The sequence below is a fragment of the Candidatus Omnitrophota bacterium genome, from assembly GCA_041648975.1.
In the GTDB taxonomy this organism is placed as follows: domain Bacteria; phylum Omnitrophota; class Gorgyraeia; order 2-01-FULL-45-10; family 2-01-FULL-45-10; genus JAQUSE01.
This window is the reverse complement of record JBAZNZ010000006.1, coordinates 48991-61448: the sequence shown is the minus strand read 5'-3', so window position 1 is coordinate 61448 and position 12458 is coordinate 48991. Positions and strand designations below refer to the sequence as shown.

Sequence of the window (12458 nt, the reverse complement as noted above, 5' to 3'; positions counted from 1 at the left end):
TAAAGGCGCGAGGGACCTCCCTTTACCCTTGCCTCTGCTTGTGTTTAGGCTCCGCGCAGATTATCATAAGAGTCCCTTTCCTGCGGACGACCTTACATTTCGGGCATATTTTTTTTATACTTGAACGTACTTTCATATTATTGCTTGCCCCTATTTTTCCCTTCTGATTATCCTGCCTCTTGTAAGGTCATACGGCGACAACTCGATCGTAACAGTATCCCCCGGCAGTATCCTTATAAAATTCATCCGCATCTTGCCTGAAACGTGCCCAAGCACTCTGTGTCCGTTTGCCAACTCCACCCTGAACATGGCGTTCGGCAACGTCTCCAGAATTTTTCCTTCTACGGTGATCGGTTCTTCTTTCGGGCACATATAAAACTCCGGTCTCGACTATATTTTGGTACCAGTAAATATTCACTGCTCTATCTGGTTAATATCTGCGCTTCACCGTCCGTGACAGCTATGGTATGTTCAAAATGAGCCGACAGCTTTCGATCCTTTGTAACTGCCGTCCATCCGTCTTCAAGAATTTCGACCTCGTGCGTCCCTGTGTTTACCATAGGTTCGATAGCCAGCACCATTCCGGTTTCGAGCTTGGGCCCTATTCCACGCCTGCCGAAATTCGGTATCTCAGGCTCTTCGTGGATCTTCGTTCCTATACCGTGCCCGACAAACGCCCTCACTACGCTAAAACCGTTCGACTCGACGAATTCCTGCACGGCGCAGGATACCCCAGACAACCTGTTTCCCGCCAGCGCATTATCGATACCTTTGTAAAGAGCCCGTTCCGTCACCTCGATGAGCCTGGTTGCCGCATCATCGATCCTGCCTACGCCGACCGTTATAGCGGCATCGGCAAAATAATCACCAAACTTGACGCCAACGTCTAATGAGATTATATCGCCGCTTTTCAGTGACCTGTTAGACGGTATCCCGTGGACCACAGCTTCATTGATCGAGGTGCAGATGTTTCCGGGATATCCTTTATAACCTTTAAAAGCCGGATAACCGTCCAGCCTAAGTATTTCTTCCCGCGCTATAACGTCGAGCTCTTGCGTCGTAATACCCGGCTTAACGAACCCTTTTAGCTTTTTAAACGTTGACGCTATTATCTTCCCCGCTGTCCTTATCTTCGCTATCTCGTCGCCGCTTCTAAGGACGATCATACAACTCCGGCGTCCTGGAACATCGCGGAAAGGACCTTGAACAGCTTATCCACTCCGAGGTCCCCCGACACCTTTTTCAAATTACCTCTATTCGCGTAATAATCAATGAGCGGTTTCGTCTGCTCCTCATAGACCTTCAATCTGTTCAGCACCGTAGCTTCTTTATCGTCGGGACGCTGAAAAAGTTCGCCTCCGCATTTATCGCAGACGCCTTCTTTCTTCGGCGGAATATTTTTCACGTGATAATTAAAACCGCATTTTTTACAAACACGCCTCCCGGAAAGCCTTTCGATTGCCACCTTAGCCGTCGTATCAAAATATATCACCAGGTCGAGGCTTTCGCCCATCAACTTTAAAGCTTCGTCGAGATCATTAGCCTGCTTAAGCGTCCTCGGGAACCCGTCGAGTATATAGCCCTTTTTCGTATCGGACTGCTTCAGCCTCTCTACAACGATGCCGGTCACTACCTCATCCGGGACAAGTTCGCCTTTATCCATGAAGGCCTTGGCCTTCATGCCCATGGGCGAGCCGCTCTTCACCGCCGCTCTCAAGATATCGCCCGTCGAGATATGCGGTATCTTATACTCTTTGGCAAGGACAGCGCTTTGAGTTCCCTTGCCGGCGCCCGGAGGCCCTAACAAAACCAATTTCACTTTTCTTCCCCTATAGGCCCTACGATGATATCCTGGCCTTTAATTTGCCGCGTTTCATGAAACCTTCGTAATGCCGCATCAAGAGATGCGACTCAATCTGCTTCATAGTATCGAGCATGACTCCGACTATGATCAGCAAGCCCGTGCCGCCGAAGAAACTTGCTACGAGATACGGTATCTTCAGCCAGCTGGAAATAATGCTCGGAAATACAGCAATCAATGCCAGAAATATCGCGCCGGGAAAAGTGATCCTCGTCATTATAAAATCCAGGTATTCTGCCGTCTGCCTGCCGGGCCTTATCCCCGGAACAAATCCGCCGTATTTTTTCATGTTGTCCGAAATGTCTATCGGATTGAACGTAATGGCGGTATAAAAATATGCAAAAAACACTATCAAAAGTGCGTATATGGAATTATATAATATTTCACCTCTAGTCAGTACCTCCGCGAATTTCTGAAAGCCGCGGCTCGGTATAAAGCCGGCAATCGTAGCCGGGAACAATATGATGCTTTGCGCGAATATAATAGGAATAACTCCCGCCTGATTTACTCTGAGAGGCAAGAACGTCGCCTGGCCGCCGTAGACCTTCCTGCCGACGACGCGTTTAGCATACTGCACGGGGATCTTTCTCTGCCCTTGAGTTACAACTATTACGGCCACCACAACGAATACCAACATCACCACCATGAGTATGAGCGTGAACGGGTCGAGCTGAGCTTTTTCCGGCGCAAAGGGAGAAAACAGGGCCCATAACTGATACAACGCAGTTGGTATCCTCGACACTATACCCGCCGTTATAAGGAGGCTCATCCCGTTACCGATACCGTTCTCCTGTATCTGCTCGCCCAGCCACATGATGAACGCGGTACCGCTGGTAAGCGTAATAACGGTCAGTATCCTGAACGGCCATCCGGGGAACTGGACTATCTGCAGTCCCTGGAATCTCGCCGGGTTTTCAAGCCATAAGGCTATAAAGAACGACTGTATCACTGCCAGCGCAATCGTACCGTATCTTGTATATTGGACTATCTTCTTGTGCCCGGATTCGCCTTCCTTGGCCAATTTCTCCAGGGCCGGTATTACGGCCGTCAACAGCTGCAGTATGATAGACGATGATATATAAGGCATGATACCGAGAGCAAATATCGTCAAACGCGATATGGCGCCTCCGGAAAACATGTTCATTATGCCAAAGAGCGCCCCGCCCTGTTGTTGCGCGAGGTTAGCAAAAAACTGAGCGAGAGCCGTGCCGTCGATGCCCGGCGTCGGTATGTATGTTCCTACGCGGTATATGGCGATCATTGCGAGCGTGAAGAATATCTTCTTCCGCAGGTCAGGGATCTTAACGATATTTGCAAACGCTTCTAGCATATGTCCGCCAGTAATATATTAAACGAAGTATTATTTCAGGTACTCGACATTCGCTCCGGCCGCCTCTAACTGTTTCTTCGCGCTTTCAGAAAACTTATGCGCCTTTATGGTCAAAACCTTGGTCAATTTCCCGCTTCCCAGCACCTTAATGCGATCCTTCTCGCTGCCTATAAGGCCGGCCTTTTTTAATTCGGCAGGCCCGACAATCGTATTCTTCTCGAACCTGTTAAGCGACTCGACATTGACCACCTGATAAGCATCTCTGAATAGTGAATTAAAACCTCTCTTGGGTATGCGCCGGATAAGGGGCATCTGTCCGCCTTCAAATCCCGGACGCGTAGTCCTGCCTGATCTCTTCAATGCGCCTTTGCGGCCCCGGCACGCGTTCTTGCCATGACCGGAACCCGATCCCCTGCCGCGACGCTTCGTCTTCCTATTGGCGCCGTACGGCGCGCCGATCTCAGTTATTTTCACTTTTCACTTCCCCTTGCGGAGCGAATTCTCTCTGCCGCCTAAGCTGTTTTAAGCCCTCGATGCCTGCTTTTAAGACATTCAGTGCCGCATCGGAACCGAGGCTTTTGGTCAATATATCTTTTATGCCGCCTGCTTCGCAAATAGCCCGTATGGCGCCGCCGGCAATAACCCCCGTTCCTTCGACAGCAGGCTTCAGTAAAACACGCGCCGCTTTATAATGTCCTATTACCTCATGAGGTATTGTCGTTCCGCTGAGAGTTAATTTAAAGAAATTTTTCTTAGCGTCCGTCAGGCCTTTTCGTATAGCGTCGGCGACTTCGTTGCCCTTGCCGAAACCGAGCCCGACAGTGCCTTTACCGTCGCCAGCCACCACCAACGCGTTAAATGAGAACCTTCGGCCGCCCTTGACGACCTTAGCGACTCTCTTTATAAGAACTACTTTCTCGATAAGCCCTTCTTCCGAAGCGGCGCGCGACTGGCGCTTTCCGCCAAAACCGCCTCTGCCGCCCTTCCTTGACCTATCCTGTCTCGCGGCTGGCGGCTGAGGAGCCGCAGCGGCTTCTTTCTTCTCTACAACCTTATCGGGAGCCTGTTCAGGTTTTTCAACTCCGGCAGGCTGGGCTTTAGGTCCATTCACTTCGGTCTTCCCGTTATTTTCGCTATTGTCAGGTTTTGCCAATTTAAATCCCTTTCTAGAATTTCAATCCGCCTTTTCTGGCGGCATCCGCCAGGGCTTTTACGCGGCCGTGATAAAGATATCCCGACCTGTCGAACACTATATCCGTGATCCCTTTAGATTTGCACTTCTCTGCCAGGGCTACCCCTAACATACCTGCCCCTTTTACATTCCCGGCGTCCTTCTTTACCTTGTCTTTAAGATCCGGCGAGTTGGTCGACAAAGAAACCAGCGTCTTCCCCGTGACATCATCGACAAGCTGCGCGTAGAGGTTATTCAAACTGCGGTAGACGCTCAGCCTCGGCTTTTGAGCCGTTCCCGATATCTTCTTCCGGATTATCTTATGCCTTCTCTCCAAACCTGTGATCTTTATCCATCTCTTCATATGTTATCCGCCCGCTCCGCCGGCGCCTGCGCCTGCGACAGCCTTACCGGCTTTGCGCCTGACATGTTCTCCGACGTATTTTATGCCTTTCCCTTTATAAGGTTCCGGCCTGTAATAATCCCTGATCTCGGCAGCGACTTCCCCTACCTTCGCTTTGTCGATCCCTTTTATGACGATCTGGTTCGGCTTCGGCGTCTCGATCGTTATGCCTTCAGGTATATTGTAATTTATAGGATGCGTAAAGCTGAGCTGTATATTCAATACCTTCCCCTGGACGCCGGCTTTGAAACCCACGCCCGTTATTTCCAGGTCCTTCCTATAACCTTCGGTTACGCCGATTATCATATTGTTCAGAAGGCTCCTTATCAGGCCGTGCGTCGACTTATCCTGCTTTTCGTCCGACGGCCTTGCGACAGAGACCAGCTTTTCCTTTATCTCGATCTTGAAACGAGGATCTGCCTTATAGGTCAGTTTGCCTTTCGGCCCTTCGATTGTAATGGCGCTGCCTGAGATCGAGGCTTTTACGCCGCTAGGCAGACTCAATGGTTTTTTACCGATTCTTGACATATTCAGTCCTTACCAGGCGTAGCAGACTACTTCTCCACCCACCTTCTTTTCACGCGCAGCCGTATCGGTCATCAGCCCGTTGGATGTGGAAATTATCGCAACGCCCAATCCGCTGTATACTTTAGGTAGCGCGTCGGTCTTCTTATATATCCTTAGGCCGGGCTTAGAGATACGCTTTATACCCATCAAGGCCGGTACTCCGTCTTTAGAGTACCTGAGATATACCCTCAGCAGCCCCTGCTTATTGTCCTTGATAAGCTTATAATTTGCTATAAATCCTTCTCTCTTCAGTATCTTCAATATTTCTTCGGAAAAGATCGAGTTCTTTACCTCTACGACCTCTTTCTTGGAGGAACTTCCGTTCCTTATGATTGTAAGCATATCTGATATCGGGTCTGTCACTGACATATTGCTGCTCGCTTCCTAAATGTTTGCGTAATGTGCAAAGTGTAATGTGTAATGCCGGTGTAATGAAGCTATGTGTAATGGAAAATTCTCTTTCATTACACAATTAACCATTAAACCTACTTTACACATTCCACATATAACATTACACAAAGTTGTTTACCTCAATTACCAGCTTGCTTTTACAACGCCGGGTATTTCGCCTCGCGAAGCAAGTTCCCTGAAACACAGCCTGCAGATCTGGAACCTGCCTATGAAACCGCGCGGCCTTCCACAGATAAGGCACCTATGATACTTTCTGACCTTGAACTTGGGTGTCCTCTGCGACTTGACTATTAACGACGTCTTTGCCATATCATCACTTCCTATTTTTTAACCTGCCCGCCTGAGTTAGTTTTTGCCGGGCAGGCGGGCCTGCTCTGCTGCAGGCGCTTTTCCTTCGATGGGACGGATAAACGGCATCCCGACCAGCCTCAAAAGTTCAAACGCCTCTTTTTTTGTCTTTGCGGTAGTACATATAGTTATATCCATGCCATGCGCTTTCATGACCTTATCCGCGTCGATCTCGGGAAATATCAGCTGTTCATTCAATCCAAACGAATAATTACCGCCCTCATCAAACGATTCGGTAGACAGCCCCCTGAAATCCCTGATCCGGGGTATTGAAACAGATATGAGTCTGTCGAGAAATTCATACATCCTGGCGCGCCTGAGCGTTACCTTGCATCCTATCGGCGAACCCTTACGTATCTTAAAATTGGCTATAGCCTTTTTGGCTTTGGTCACCACAGGTTTCTGCCCGGTGATCATAGCTATTTCAGACTGGGCGCTTTCAAGTAATTTGATGTCCTGAGTCGCCTCGCCAAGGCCGATGTTCACGACGATCTTTGTCAACCGTGGTACCTCCAGCAAATTCTTATAGCCGAAGATCTTGGTCATTTCCGAAGCAATCTCTTTTCTGAATCTTTCCAAAAGTCTTGGTGTTATCATATATTATATTACCTCTTTGCAGCGCTTGCAGAACCTGGCTCTGGTGCCGTCGGCAAGCACGCTGACGCCGACGTGGGCGGACTTATTGCAGGTCTTACAAAATAGCGCCAGATTCGATATCTGTATAGGACTCTCTTTTTGAGCTACGCCGCCCTGCTGGTCGTTCTTCGTCTTCCTCACATGCTTCTTCACGTAATTGACGCCTTCGACGAGCGCGCGCTCCTTTTTCGGGAATATCCTGAAAACCTTTCCCGTCTTTCCGCGCGACCTGCCGGAAAGCACAAAAACTATATCATTCTTTTTAATCTTATTCACAGTACCTCCGGCGCCAGGGAGATTATCTTCATAAAGTTCTTGTCGCGCAGCTCTCTTGCCACGGGGCCGAATATCCTCGTCCCTCTCGGGTTCATCTGAAGGTCGATGATTACAACGGCATTCCGGTCAAACCTCAAACGGCTTCCGTCCGGCCTGGTAATGGGAAAAGCGCTTCTTACGATGACGCCCTTAACGACCTCATGGTCCTTGACGATCGCGTCGGGTGAGGCCTCCTTAATGTTGCATGTAATAATATCACCTACGTCGGCGTATTTCCGGTTCCCCCTGCCGATCACACCTATCATAGACGCCTTCCTGGCGCCCGTGTTATCAGCTACATCAAGTATGCTTCTCATCCTGATCATGTCGTTACCTGTTCTTTTTCTACGGGGTTGGCAATCTTAATTATCTCCACCAATCTCCACCGTTTCGTTTTTGACATGGGCCTGGTCTCTTCTATCCTGACCGTATCGCCCATCTTCGCTTCATCCTTTTCGTCATGTGCCTTGAATTTAGTAGCGGTCCTGACCATCTTGTTATAGACCGGATGGCGTACCACTCTTGCCACTTGCACCGTAACGGTCTTATCCATCTTATCGCTTATAACCACACCTACGCGTGTTTTACGCATGCCCCTATCATTGCTTTGCATTTATTTTCTCCCTTAACACCGTCTCACATCTTGCAATATCCTTCCGCGCTTCCGCTATCCTGTGAGGTTTCTCGATCCTGCCTGCCTCAGCCTCGGTCCGTGCGTTGTAAAGGTCCTTCTTCAGAGCCTCAAGCTTGTGCCCTATTTCTTCTACGGTCATGTTCCGTATTTCATTGGTCTTTATCATTAGTGCGCAATCCCTCTCGTGATAAACTTTGTCCGGAAAGGTATCTTATGCGCCGCTACACGCATAGATTCTTTAGCTATCTCAAGCGGCACGCCGTCCATCTCGAACAGTATCTTGCCTTTCTTTATGACGGCTACCCAGTGGTCCGGGATGCCTTTACCTTTACCCATCCTGGTCTCCGCCGGTTTCTTCGTTATGGATTTATCCGGGAATACCCTGATCCATATCTTTCCGCCGCCCTTGAGGCTCCTCATGAACGCGACCCTTGCCGCTTCTATCTGCCTGTCGGAAAAATAGGCATTTTCTAGGGCCTTCAGACCGAATTCGCCGAAAGAGAGGGTTGCGCCCCTCCATGATGTTCCAAAGCGCCTGCCCCTCTGGCTCTTCCTGAATTTTACTCTCTTTGGCATTAAACCCATGAAATCCCTCGCGCTATGTTATAGCTGTTTCTTCTCTTCTACTGTCGTATCTTCAACCTTCTTATCAAGCACCCTGTCGCCTTTATATATCCATACCTTAACGCCGATCAACCCGTAGGTAGTTACAGCCTCGGAAAATCCGTAATCCACATCCGCTCTCAGCGTCTGCGCGGGTATTGATCCGACGCGATAACTCTCTCTGCGCGCGATCTCGGCGCCGCCGAGCCTCCCGGAGCACAGGATCTTGACGCCTTTAGCTCCGCTATCAAGCGCATTCTGTATGGATTTCTTCATGGCGCGTTTGTGCGGTATGCGCTTCTCTATCTGGAACGCTATGTTCTCCGACACAAGCTGGGCGTCTACATTAGGGTTCTTGATGTCTTTAATATCTATCAGGACCTCTCTGCCGGCTATCGAATGGAGCGTCTCTTTCAATTTCTCTATCTCGGATCCGCGCCTGCCGATTATTATGCCCGGCCTGGCCGAAAATATCATGATCCTTATCTTATCGCTCGCCCTTTCGATCTCTATCTTGGAAACGGCGGCGGCGGACAATACCTTCTTTATGTATTTCCGTATTTTAACATCTTCTATCAGGAGCTTAGCGAATTCCTGCCTTGTCGACTACCACCGAGATTTCCAGTCGTATATGTACCCTACCCTGAACCCGTATGGATGAACCTTTTGTCCCATCTTACTCCTTACCTTTTTTGCCCGATTCGGCCTTTTTAGTCTCTCTGGCTTTATGCGGCTTTGCGTGCGCTGCCGCATCCTTAGCCTTATCTTTCTCTTTTGCTTTAACGGCGTATTGAGCGTCTTCTTTATGGGCCCTGGTTCCGGCATGCGCCGCTTCGACGCGCTTATTTTCTTTCTTGTTTGTAAACTCGTCCAACTCTACCGTAATATGCGAAGTCCTCTTTCTTATAGTGCTCGCCCTGCCCATAGAGGCCGCCCTGAACCGTTTCAGCGTAGGGCCGCAGTCGGCAAAGAACCTGGATATATAGAGGTTTGAGACGTCAACACCCTGTTTCCGTTTTGCGTTAGCAATAGCGGATTTGAGCAATTCGATAGCGTAAACGCACGCGCCCTTCTTTACGTTCATCAGTATCGCTATCGCCGCCTCGGGATTCTTCCCTTTTACAAGAGGGATTATGAGCCTGAACTTCCTCGGACTTATCCTTATATATCTAGCTACTGCTTTTGTCACCATTATCTTTGCTTCCTTTTTTACTTACAACTTACCACTTATAACTTACAACTAACAAATTACGTTTTCTCCATCGATATCTCTGTGGCCGCTCCATGTTTCTTAAATACCCGGGTAGGAGCAAATTCGCCTAACTTATGTCCAACCATATTCTCCGTGACATACACCGGCAGGAACTTCTTGCCATTGTAGACAGACAGTGTGATCCCTACGAATTCCGGAGTTATAGTTGACCTGCGGGACCATGTCTTTATAGGCTTCTTATCGCCGGACTTAATTACCTTCTGCACCTTGATCAAAAGCTTTTCATCAATAAACGGGCCTTTTTTGGTCGATCTCGACATTCTATTTTCTCCGTTTCACTATGAATTTATCCGAATGCTTAGTCTTTCTCGTCTTCAATCCCCTTGCGTACTGGCCCCACGGGGATCTTGGCAATCCGCCTGTTGCCTTACCCTCGCCGCCGCCCATCGGATGGTCGTGGGGATTCTTCGCGACTCCTCTGGAATACGGCCTTTTGCCCATCCACCTGGATCTGCCGGCCTTGCCTATCGATATCGTCTCGTGCTCGATATTTGCCACCTGCCCGATAGTTGCCATGCACTCGACGCTAATGAGCCTTATCTCGCCGCTCGGGAGTTTGACATGCGCATAGTCGCCTTCCTTGGCCATTATGAGGCATGAATTACCTGCCGACCTCGCGATGCACCCACCCGAACCTTTTTTAAGCTCTACATTATAGATAGGGATACCCGCCGGTATATTGGACAATTGCATTGAATTGCCGACTTTTACTTCGGCGGTCTTACTTGATATTACTTCGTCTTTTACGCTCAATCCTACCGGGGCGATGATATAGCGTTTCTCGCCGTCAGTATACTGGACAAGCGCGAGGCGCGCTGACCTATTCGGGTCATATTCTATCGCAAGGACTTTGGCCGGCACATCGAACTTATCGCGCCTGAAATCAACTATGCGCCCCATCCTCTTATGGCCGCCGCCGCGATGCCTCGAGGTGATCCTGCCGCGGTTATTCCTTCCCCCTGATTTCTTCAACGCGACGAGCAGGTTCTTCTCCGGTTTTCCCTTTGTGAGCTCGTCGAAATTGGAAATCGCCGTATGTCTTAACCCCGGTGTCATCGGTCTGAATTTTTTTATTCCCATAATATTAAAGCAAGGTTATGTAAAGTTAAGGAAGGTTAATTAAGGTTACGTAAGGTTATTTTAGTCTTTGTAACCTTACGCAACATTCACTAACCTTACGCAACATTACGTAACATCAATCTTGCTCCCTTCTTTTAATGTGACTACAGCTTTCTTCCAATCAGGTGTCTTGCCCATCTTGTAGCGGACGCGTTTCATCTTGCCGCGCATCGTTATGGTGTTTACGGCGCTGACCTTGACTTTATACATTTCCTCAATCGCTCTCCTGATCTCTATCTTATTGGAGTCACTATCGACCCAGAAAAGGTACTTATTGAGCGGCATAAGCATAGCACCCTTTTCGGTCCTTATCATCCCTTTTACTATATCCTGAGGCGCCTTCATTAGTTTTTAAACCTTTCCGGCAGCTTTTCTAAAGCTGTTTTAGTCATGACTACGGTGTCGCATTTGAGCACATCAAGCGTACTGAAATCCCTGTAATTTTTTATATCGGCCTCCTGGAGATTCCTCGACGCCCTCATTATCTTTTCGTCTACGGCGTCCAGGATGAACAGGCTCTTTCCTTGGAGCTTCAGTGCATCCATTATGCCTTTGAATTTTTTAGTCTTAGCTTCCTCCAGGACTAAAGAGTCTATGCCTATAACCTTATTGTCGTTAAGCTTCGAATTTATGATCGACAGGAATGCCAGCCGTTTCATCTGTTTCGGTATGCTGTAATGGAAATCTCTCGGGTGCGGACCGAATACGGTGCCGCCGTGCCTCCAAAGAGGTGAACGCGTAGAACCTGCGCGAGCCCTTCCCGTACCCTTCTGTCTAAAAGGTTTCTTCCCACCGCCCGATACATCGCCTCTCGTTTTAGTCGCGGCATTTCCCTGGCGCTTATTCGAGTTATACATGAGGATAGCCTGGTAGAGGATCTTCTTGTTGACCTCCCCGTCGAATATCTTCTTATTAAAATCAAACGTCCCGACTTCCTTACCCTTGACATTATAAATAGGTATGGAGAAGCCTTTAAATTCGCCGGGAGCGGCTTTCTTAGCTGTAGATACCCGCTTTTTTAAATCTGCTCTTGTCTTCGTCCTCTGTGCTCTTGTCTTTGATTTCATATGCTCACTTTTATTTTTTCTTGCCGACCGTGGCTTTAACGCTCTTCTTAGATGAGACCTGTACGGCTTTGGCCTTTACGAATCCTTTTGGCCTCTTTCTGGCTTCCTTAACCACAAGAAAATTGTTCTTATGCCCCGGAACCGAGCCCCTGATAATTATAAGAGAATTCTCTTTATCAACATCCAGGACTTCCAGATTCTGTATCGTTATCCTGTCAACACCCATATGCCCGGGCAAATGATGCCCTTTTGTCACTCTGCCAAGTCTTGCGCCGGACTGGATGGAGCCTACGGCGCGGTGGAACATCGAACCGTGCCCGCCCGGACCGCCCTTCCAATTCCATCTCCTAACGCCGCCCTGGAATCCTTTACCGATCGATGTGCCGACGACATCAACGTAATCGCCTTTGGCAAATACATCCACTTCTATCTTCTGCCCTAGCTTATAAGGCGCGACATCATTGACCCTCAATTCCTTTACGAAACGGACCGCGTCAACGCCGGCTTTTTTGAATCTTGCCTTATCGGGTTTATTGACAAGTTTCTCTCGCTTCGCGCCGAAGCCTATCTGCAGGGCATTGTAGCCGTCGTTCTCCATTGTCTTGATCTGGAGGATATAACATGGTCCTGCTTCGACGAGAGTGACGGGGATGTTCCTGCCGCTTTCATCGAATATGTTCGTCATTCCTATTTTTTTACCCAATAATCCTATCATGCCTT

At 48.8% G+C, this 12458-nt stretch carries 22 protein-coding genes and 2 pseudogenes; all 24 read right to left on the bottom strand.

Translation table 11 applies throughout. The annotated features are described in order from the left end of the window. Positions 1 to 22 precede the first annotated feature (22 nt). The gene (rpmJ, locus tag WC592_02910; protein ID MFA4981400.1) at positions 23 to 136 is read right to left on the bottom strand and encodes a 50S ribosomal protein L36; all 114 of its coding nucleotides are present in this window, start codon (positions 134 to 136) and stop codon (positions 23 to 25) included. 14 nt (positions 137 to 150) lie between these two features. Continuing rightward, positions 151 to 372, bottom strand: a complete 222-nt coding sequence (gene infA / locus WC592_02905; GenBank protein ID MFA4981399.1) for a translation initiation factor IF-1 — start codon at positions 370 to 372, stop codon at positions 151 to 153. A gap of 50 nt (positions 373 to 422) precedes the next feature. Then, the gene (gene map / locus WC592_02900; GenBank protein ID MFA4981398.1) at positions 423 to 1166 is read right to left on the bottom strand and encodes a type I methionyl aminopeptidase; all 744 of its coding nucleotides are present in this window, start codon (positions 1164 to 1166) and stop codon (positions 423 to 425) included. Further along, complete coding sequence (locus WC592_02895) at positions 1163 to 1819, bottom strand: adenylate kinase (GenBank protein MFA4981397.1); 657 nt, start codon at positions 1817 to 1819, stop codon at positions 1163 to 1165. The genes map and WC592_02895 overlap by 4 nt, the downstream gene beginning before the upstream one ends. 19 nt (positions 1820 to 1838) lie before the next feature. Then, positions 1839 to 3191 (bottom strand): preprotein translocase subunit SecY, encoded by a 1353-nt coding sequence (secY, locus tag WC592_02890; GenBank protein ID MFA4981396.1) that lies wholly within the window; start codon positions 3189 to 3191, stop codon positions 1839 to 1841. A gap of 30 nt (positions 3192 to 3221) precedes the next feature. Next, the gene (gene rplO, locus WC592_02885; GenBank protein MFA4981395.1) at positions 3222 to 3665 is read right to left on the bottom strand and encodes a 50S ribosomal protein L15; all 444 of its coding nucleotides are present in this window, start codon (positions 3663 to 3665) and stop codon (positions 3222 to 3224) included. Then, positions 3652 to 4113 (bottom strand): 30S ribosomal protein S5, encoded by a 462-nt coding sequence (gene rpsE / locus WC592_02880; GenBank protein ID MFA4981394.1) that lies wholly within the window; start codon positions 4111 to 4113, stop codon positions 3652 to 3654. Before rpsE ends, rplO begins: the two co-directional genes overlap by 14 nt. Positions 4114 to 4357: 244 nt before the next feature. Then, the gene (rplR, locus tag WC592_02875) at positions 4358 to 4726 is read right to left on the bottom strand and encodes a 50S ribosomal protein L18 (protein MFA4981393.1); all 369 of its coding nucleotides are present in this window, start codon (positions 4724 to 4726) and stop codon (positions 4358 to 4360) included. Between the two features lie 3 nt (positions 4727 to 4729). After that, complete coding sequence (rplF, locus tag WC592_02870; GenBank protein ID MFA4981392.1) at positions 4730 to 5293, bottom strand: 50S ribosomal protein L6; 564 nt, start codon at positions 5291 to 5293, stop codon at positions 4730 to 4732. A 9-nt stretch (positions 5294 to 5302) separates the two neighbouring features. Next, entirely contained in the window at positions 5303 to 5701 is a 399-nt protein-coding gene (gene rpsH / locus WC592_02865; protein ID MFA4981391.1) for a 30S ribosomal protein S8, read from the bottom strand. A 165-nt stretch (positions 5702 to 5866) separates the two neighbouring features. Beyond that, complete coding sequence (locus tag WC592_02860) at positions 5867 to 6052, bottom strand: type Z 30S ribosomal protein S14 (protein MFA4981390.1); 186 nt, start codon at positions 6050 to 6052, stop codon at positions 5867 to 5869. Between the two features lie 36 nt (positions 6053 to 6088). Further along, complete coding sequence (gene rplE / locus WC592_02855) at positions 6089 to 6688, bottom strand: 50S ribosomal protein L5 (GenBank protein MFA4981389.1); 600 nt, start codon at positions 6686 to 6688, stop codon at positions 6089 to 6091. Positions 6689 to 6691: 3 nt separating this feature from the next. Next, positions 6692 to 7003, bottom strand: a complete 312-nt coding sequence (rplX, locus tag WC592_02850; protein ID MFA4981388.1) for a 50S ribosomal protein L24 — start codon at positions 7001 to 7003, stop codon at positions 6692 to 6694. After that, positions 7000 to 7368, bottom strand: coding sequence for a 50S ribosomal protein L14 (rplN, locus tag WC592_02845; protein ID MFA4981387.1), 369 nt, complete (start codon positions 7366 to 7368; stop codon positions 7000 to 7002). The genes rplX and rplN overlap by 4 nt, the downstream gene beginning before the upstream one ends. Continuing rightward, positions 7365 to 7655: a 30S ribosomal protein S17 gene (rpsQ, locus tag WC592_02840; GenBank protein MFA4981386.1), complete on the bottom strand. Its 291-nt coding sequence runs from the start codon at positions 7653 to 7655 to the stop codon at positions 7365 to 7367. Before rpsQ ends, rplN begins: the two co-directional genes overlap by 4 nt. Beyond that, entirely contained in the window at positions 7642 to 7842 is a 201-nt protein-coding gene (rpmC, locus tag WC592_02835) for a 50S ribosomal protein L29 (protein MFA4981385.1), read from the bottom strand. Before rpmC ends, rpsQ begins: the two co-directional genes overlap by 14 nt. Beyond that, entirely contained in the window at positions 7842 to 8261 is a 420-nt protein-coding gene (gene rplP, locus WC592_02830; GenBank protein ID MFA4981384.1) for a 50S ribosomal protein L16, read from the bottom strand. Before rplP ends, rpmC begins: the two co-directional genes overlap by 1 nt. A gap of 18 nt (positions 8262 to 8279) precedes the next feature. Beyond that, positions 8280 to 8954, bottom strand: a pseudogene (gene rpsC, locus WC592_02825) (30S ribosomal protein S3). 172 nt (positions 8955 to 9126) lie between these two features. Continuing rightward, positions 9127 to 9471: pseudogene (rplV, locus tag WC592_02820) on the bottom strand (50S ribosomal protein L22). A gap of 56 nt (positions 9472 to 9527) precedes the next feature. Continuing rightward, the gene (gene rpsS / locus WC592_02815; protein MFA4981383.1) at positions 9528 to 9812 is read right to left on the bottom strand and encodes a 30S ribosomal protein S19; all 285 of its coding nucleotides are present in this window, start codon (positions 9810 to 9812) and stop codon (positions 9528 to 9530) included. A gap of 1 nt (position 9813) precedes the next feature. Continuing rightward, the gene (rplB, locus tag WC592_02810) at positions 9814 to 10632 is read right to left on the bottom strand and encodes a 50S ribosomal protein L2 (GenBank protein ID MFA4981382.1); all 819 of its coding nucleotides are present in this window, start codon (positions 10630 to 10632) and stop codon (positions 9814 to 9816) included. A 105-nt stretch (positions 10633 to 10737) separates the two neighbouring features. Further along, positions 10738 to 11016 carry a 50S ribosomal protein L23 gene (gene rplW, locus WC592_02805; GenBank protein ID MFA4981381.1) on the bottom strand — a complete coding sequence of 93 codons (279 nt, stop codon included), beginning with the start codon at positions 11014 to 11016 and terminating at the stop codon, positions 10738 to 10740. Further along, the gene (rplD, locus tag WC592_02800; protein MFA4981380.1) at positions 11016 to 11738 is read right to left on the bottom strand and encodes a 50S ribosomal protein L4; all 723 of its coding nucleotides are present in this window, start codon (positions 11736 to 11738) and stop codon (positions 11016 to 11018) included. The genes rplW and rplD overlap by 1 nt, the downstream gene beginning before the upstream one ends. 10 nt (positions 11739 to 11748) lie before the next feature. Further along, positions 11749 to 12453, bottom strand: a complete 705-nt coding sequence (gene rplC / locus WC592_02795) for a 50S ribosomal protein L3 (GenBank protein ID MFA4981379.1) — start codon at positions 12451 to 12453, stop codon at positions 11749 to 11751. Between the last annotated feature and the right edge of the window lie 5 nt (positions 12454 to 12458).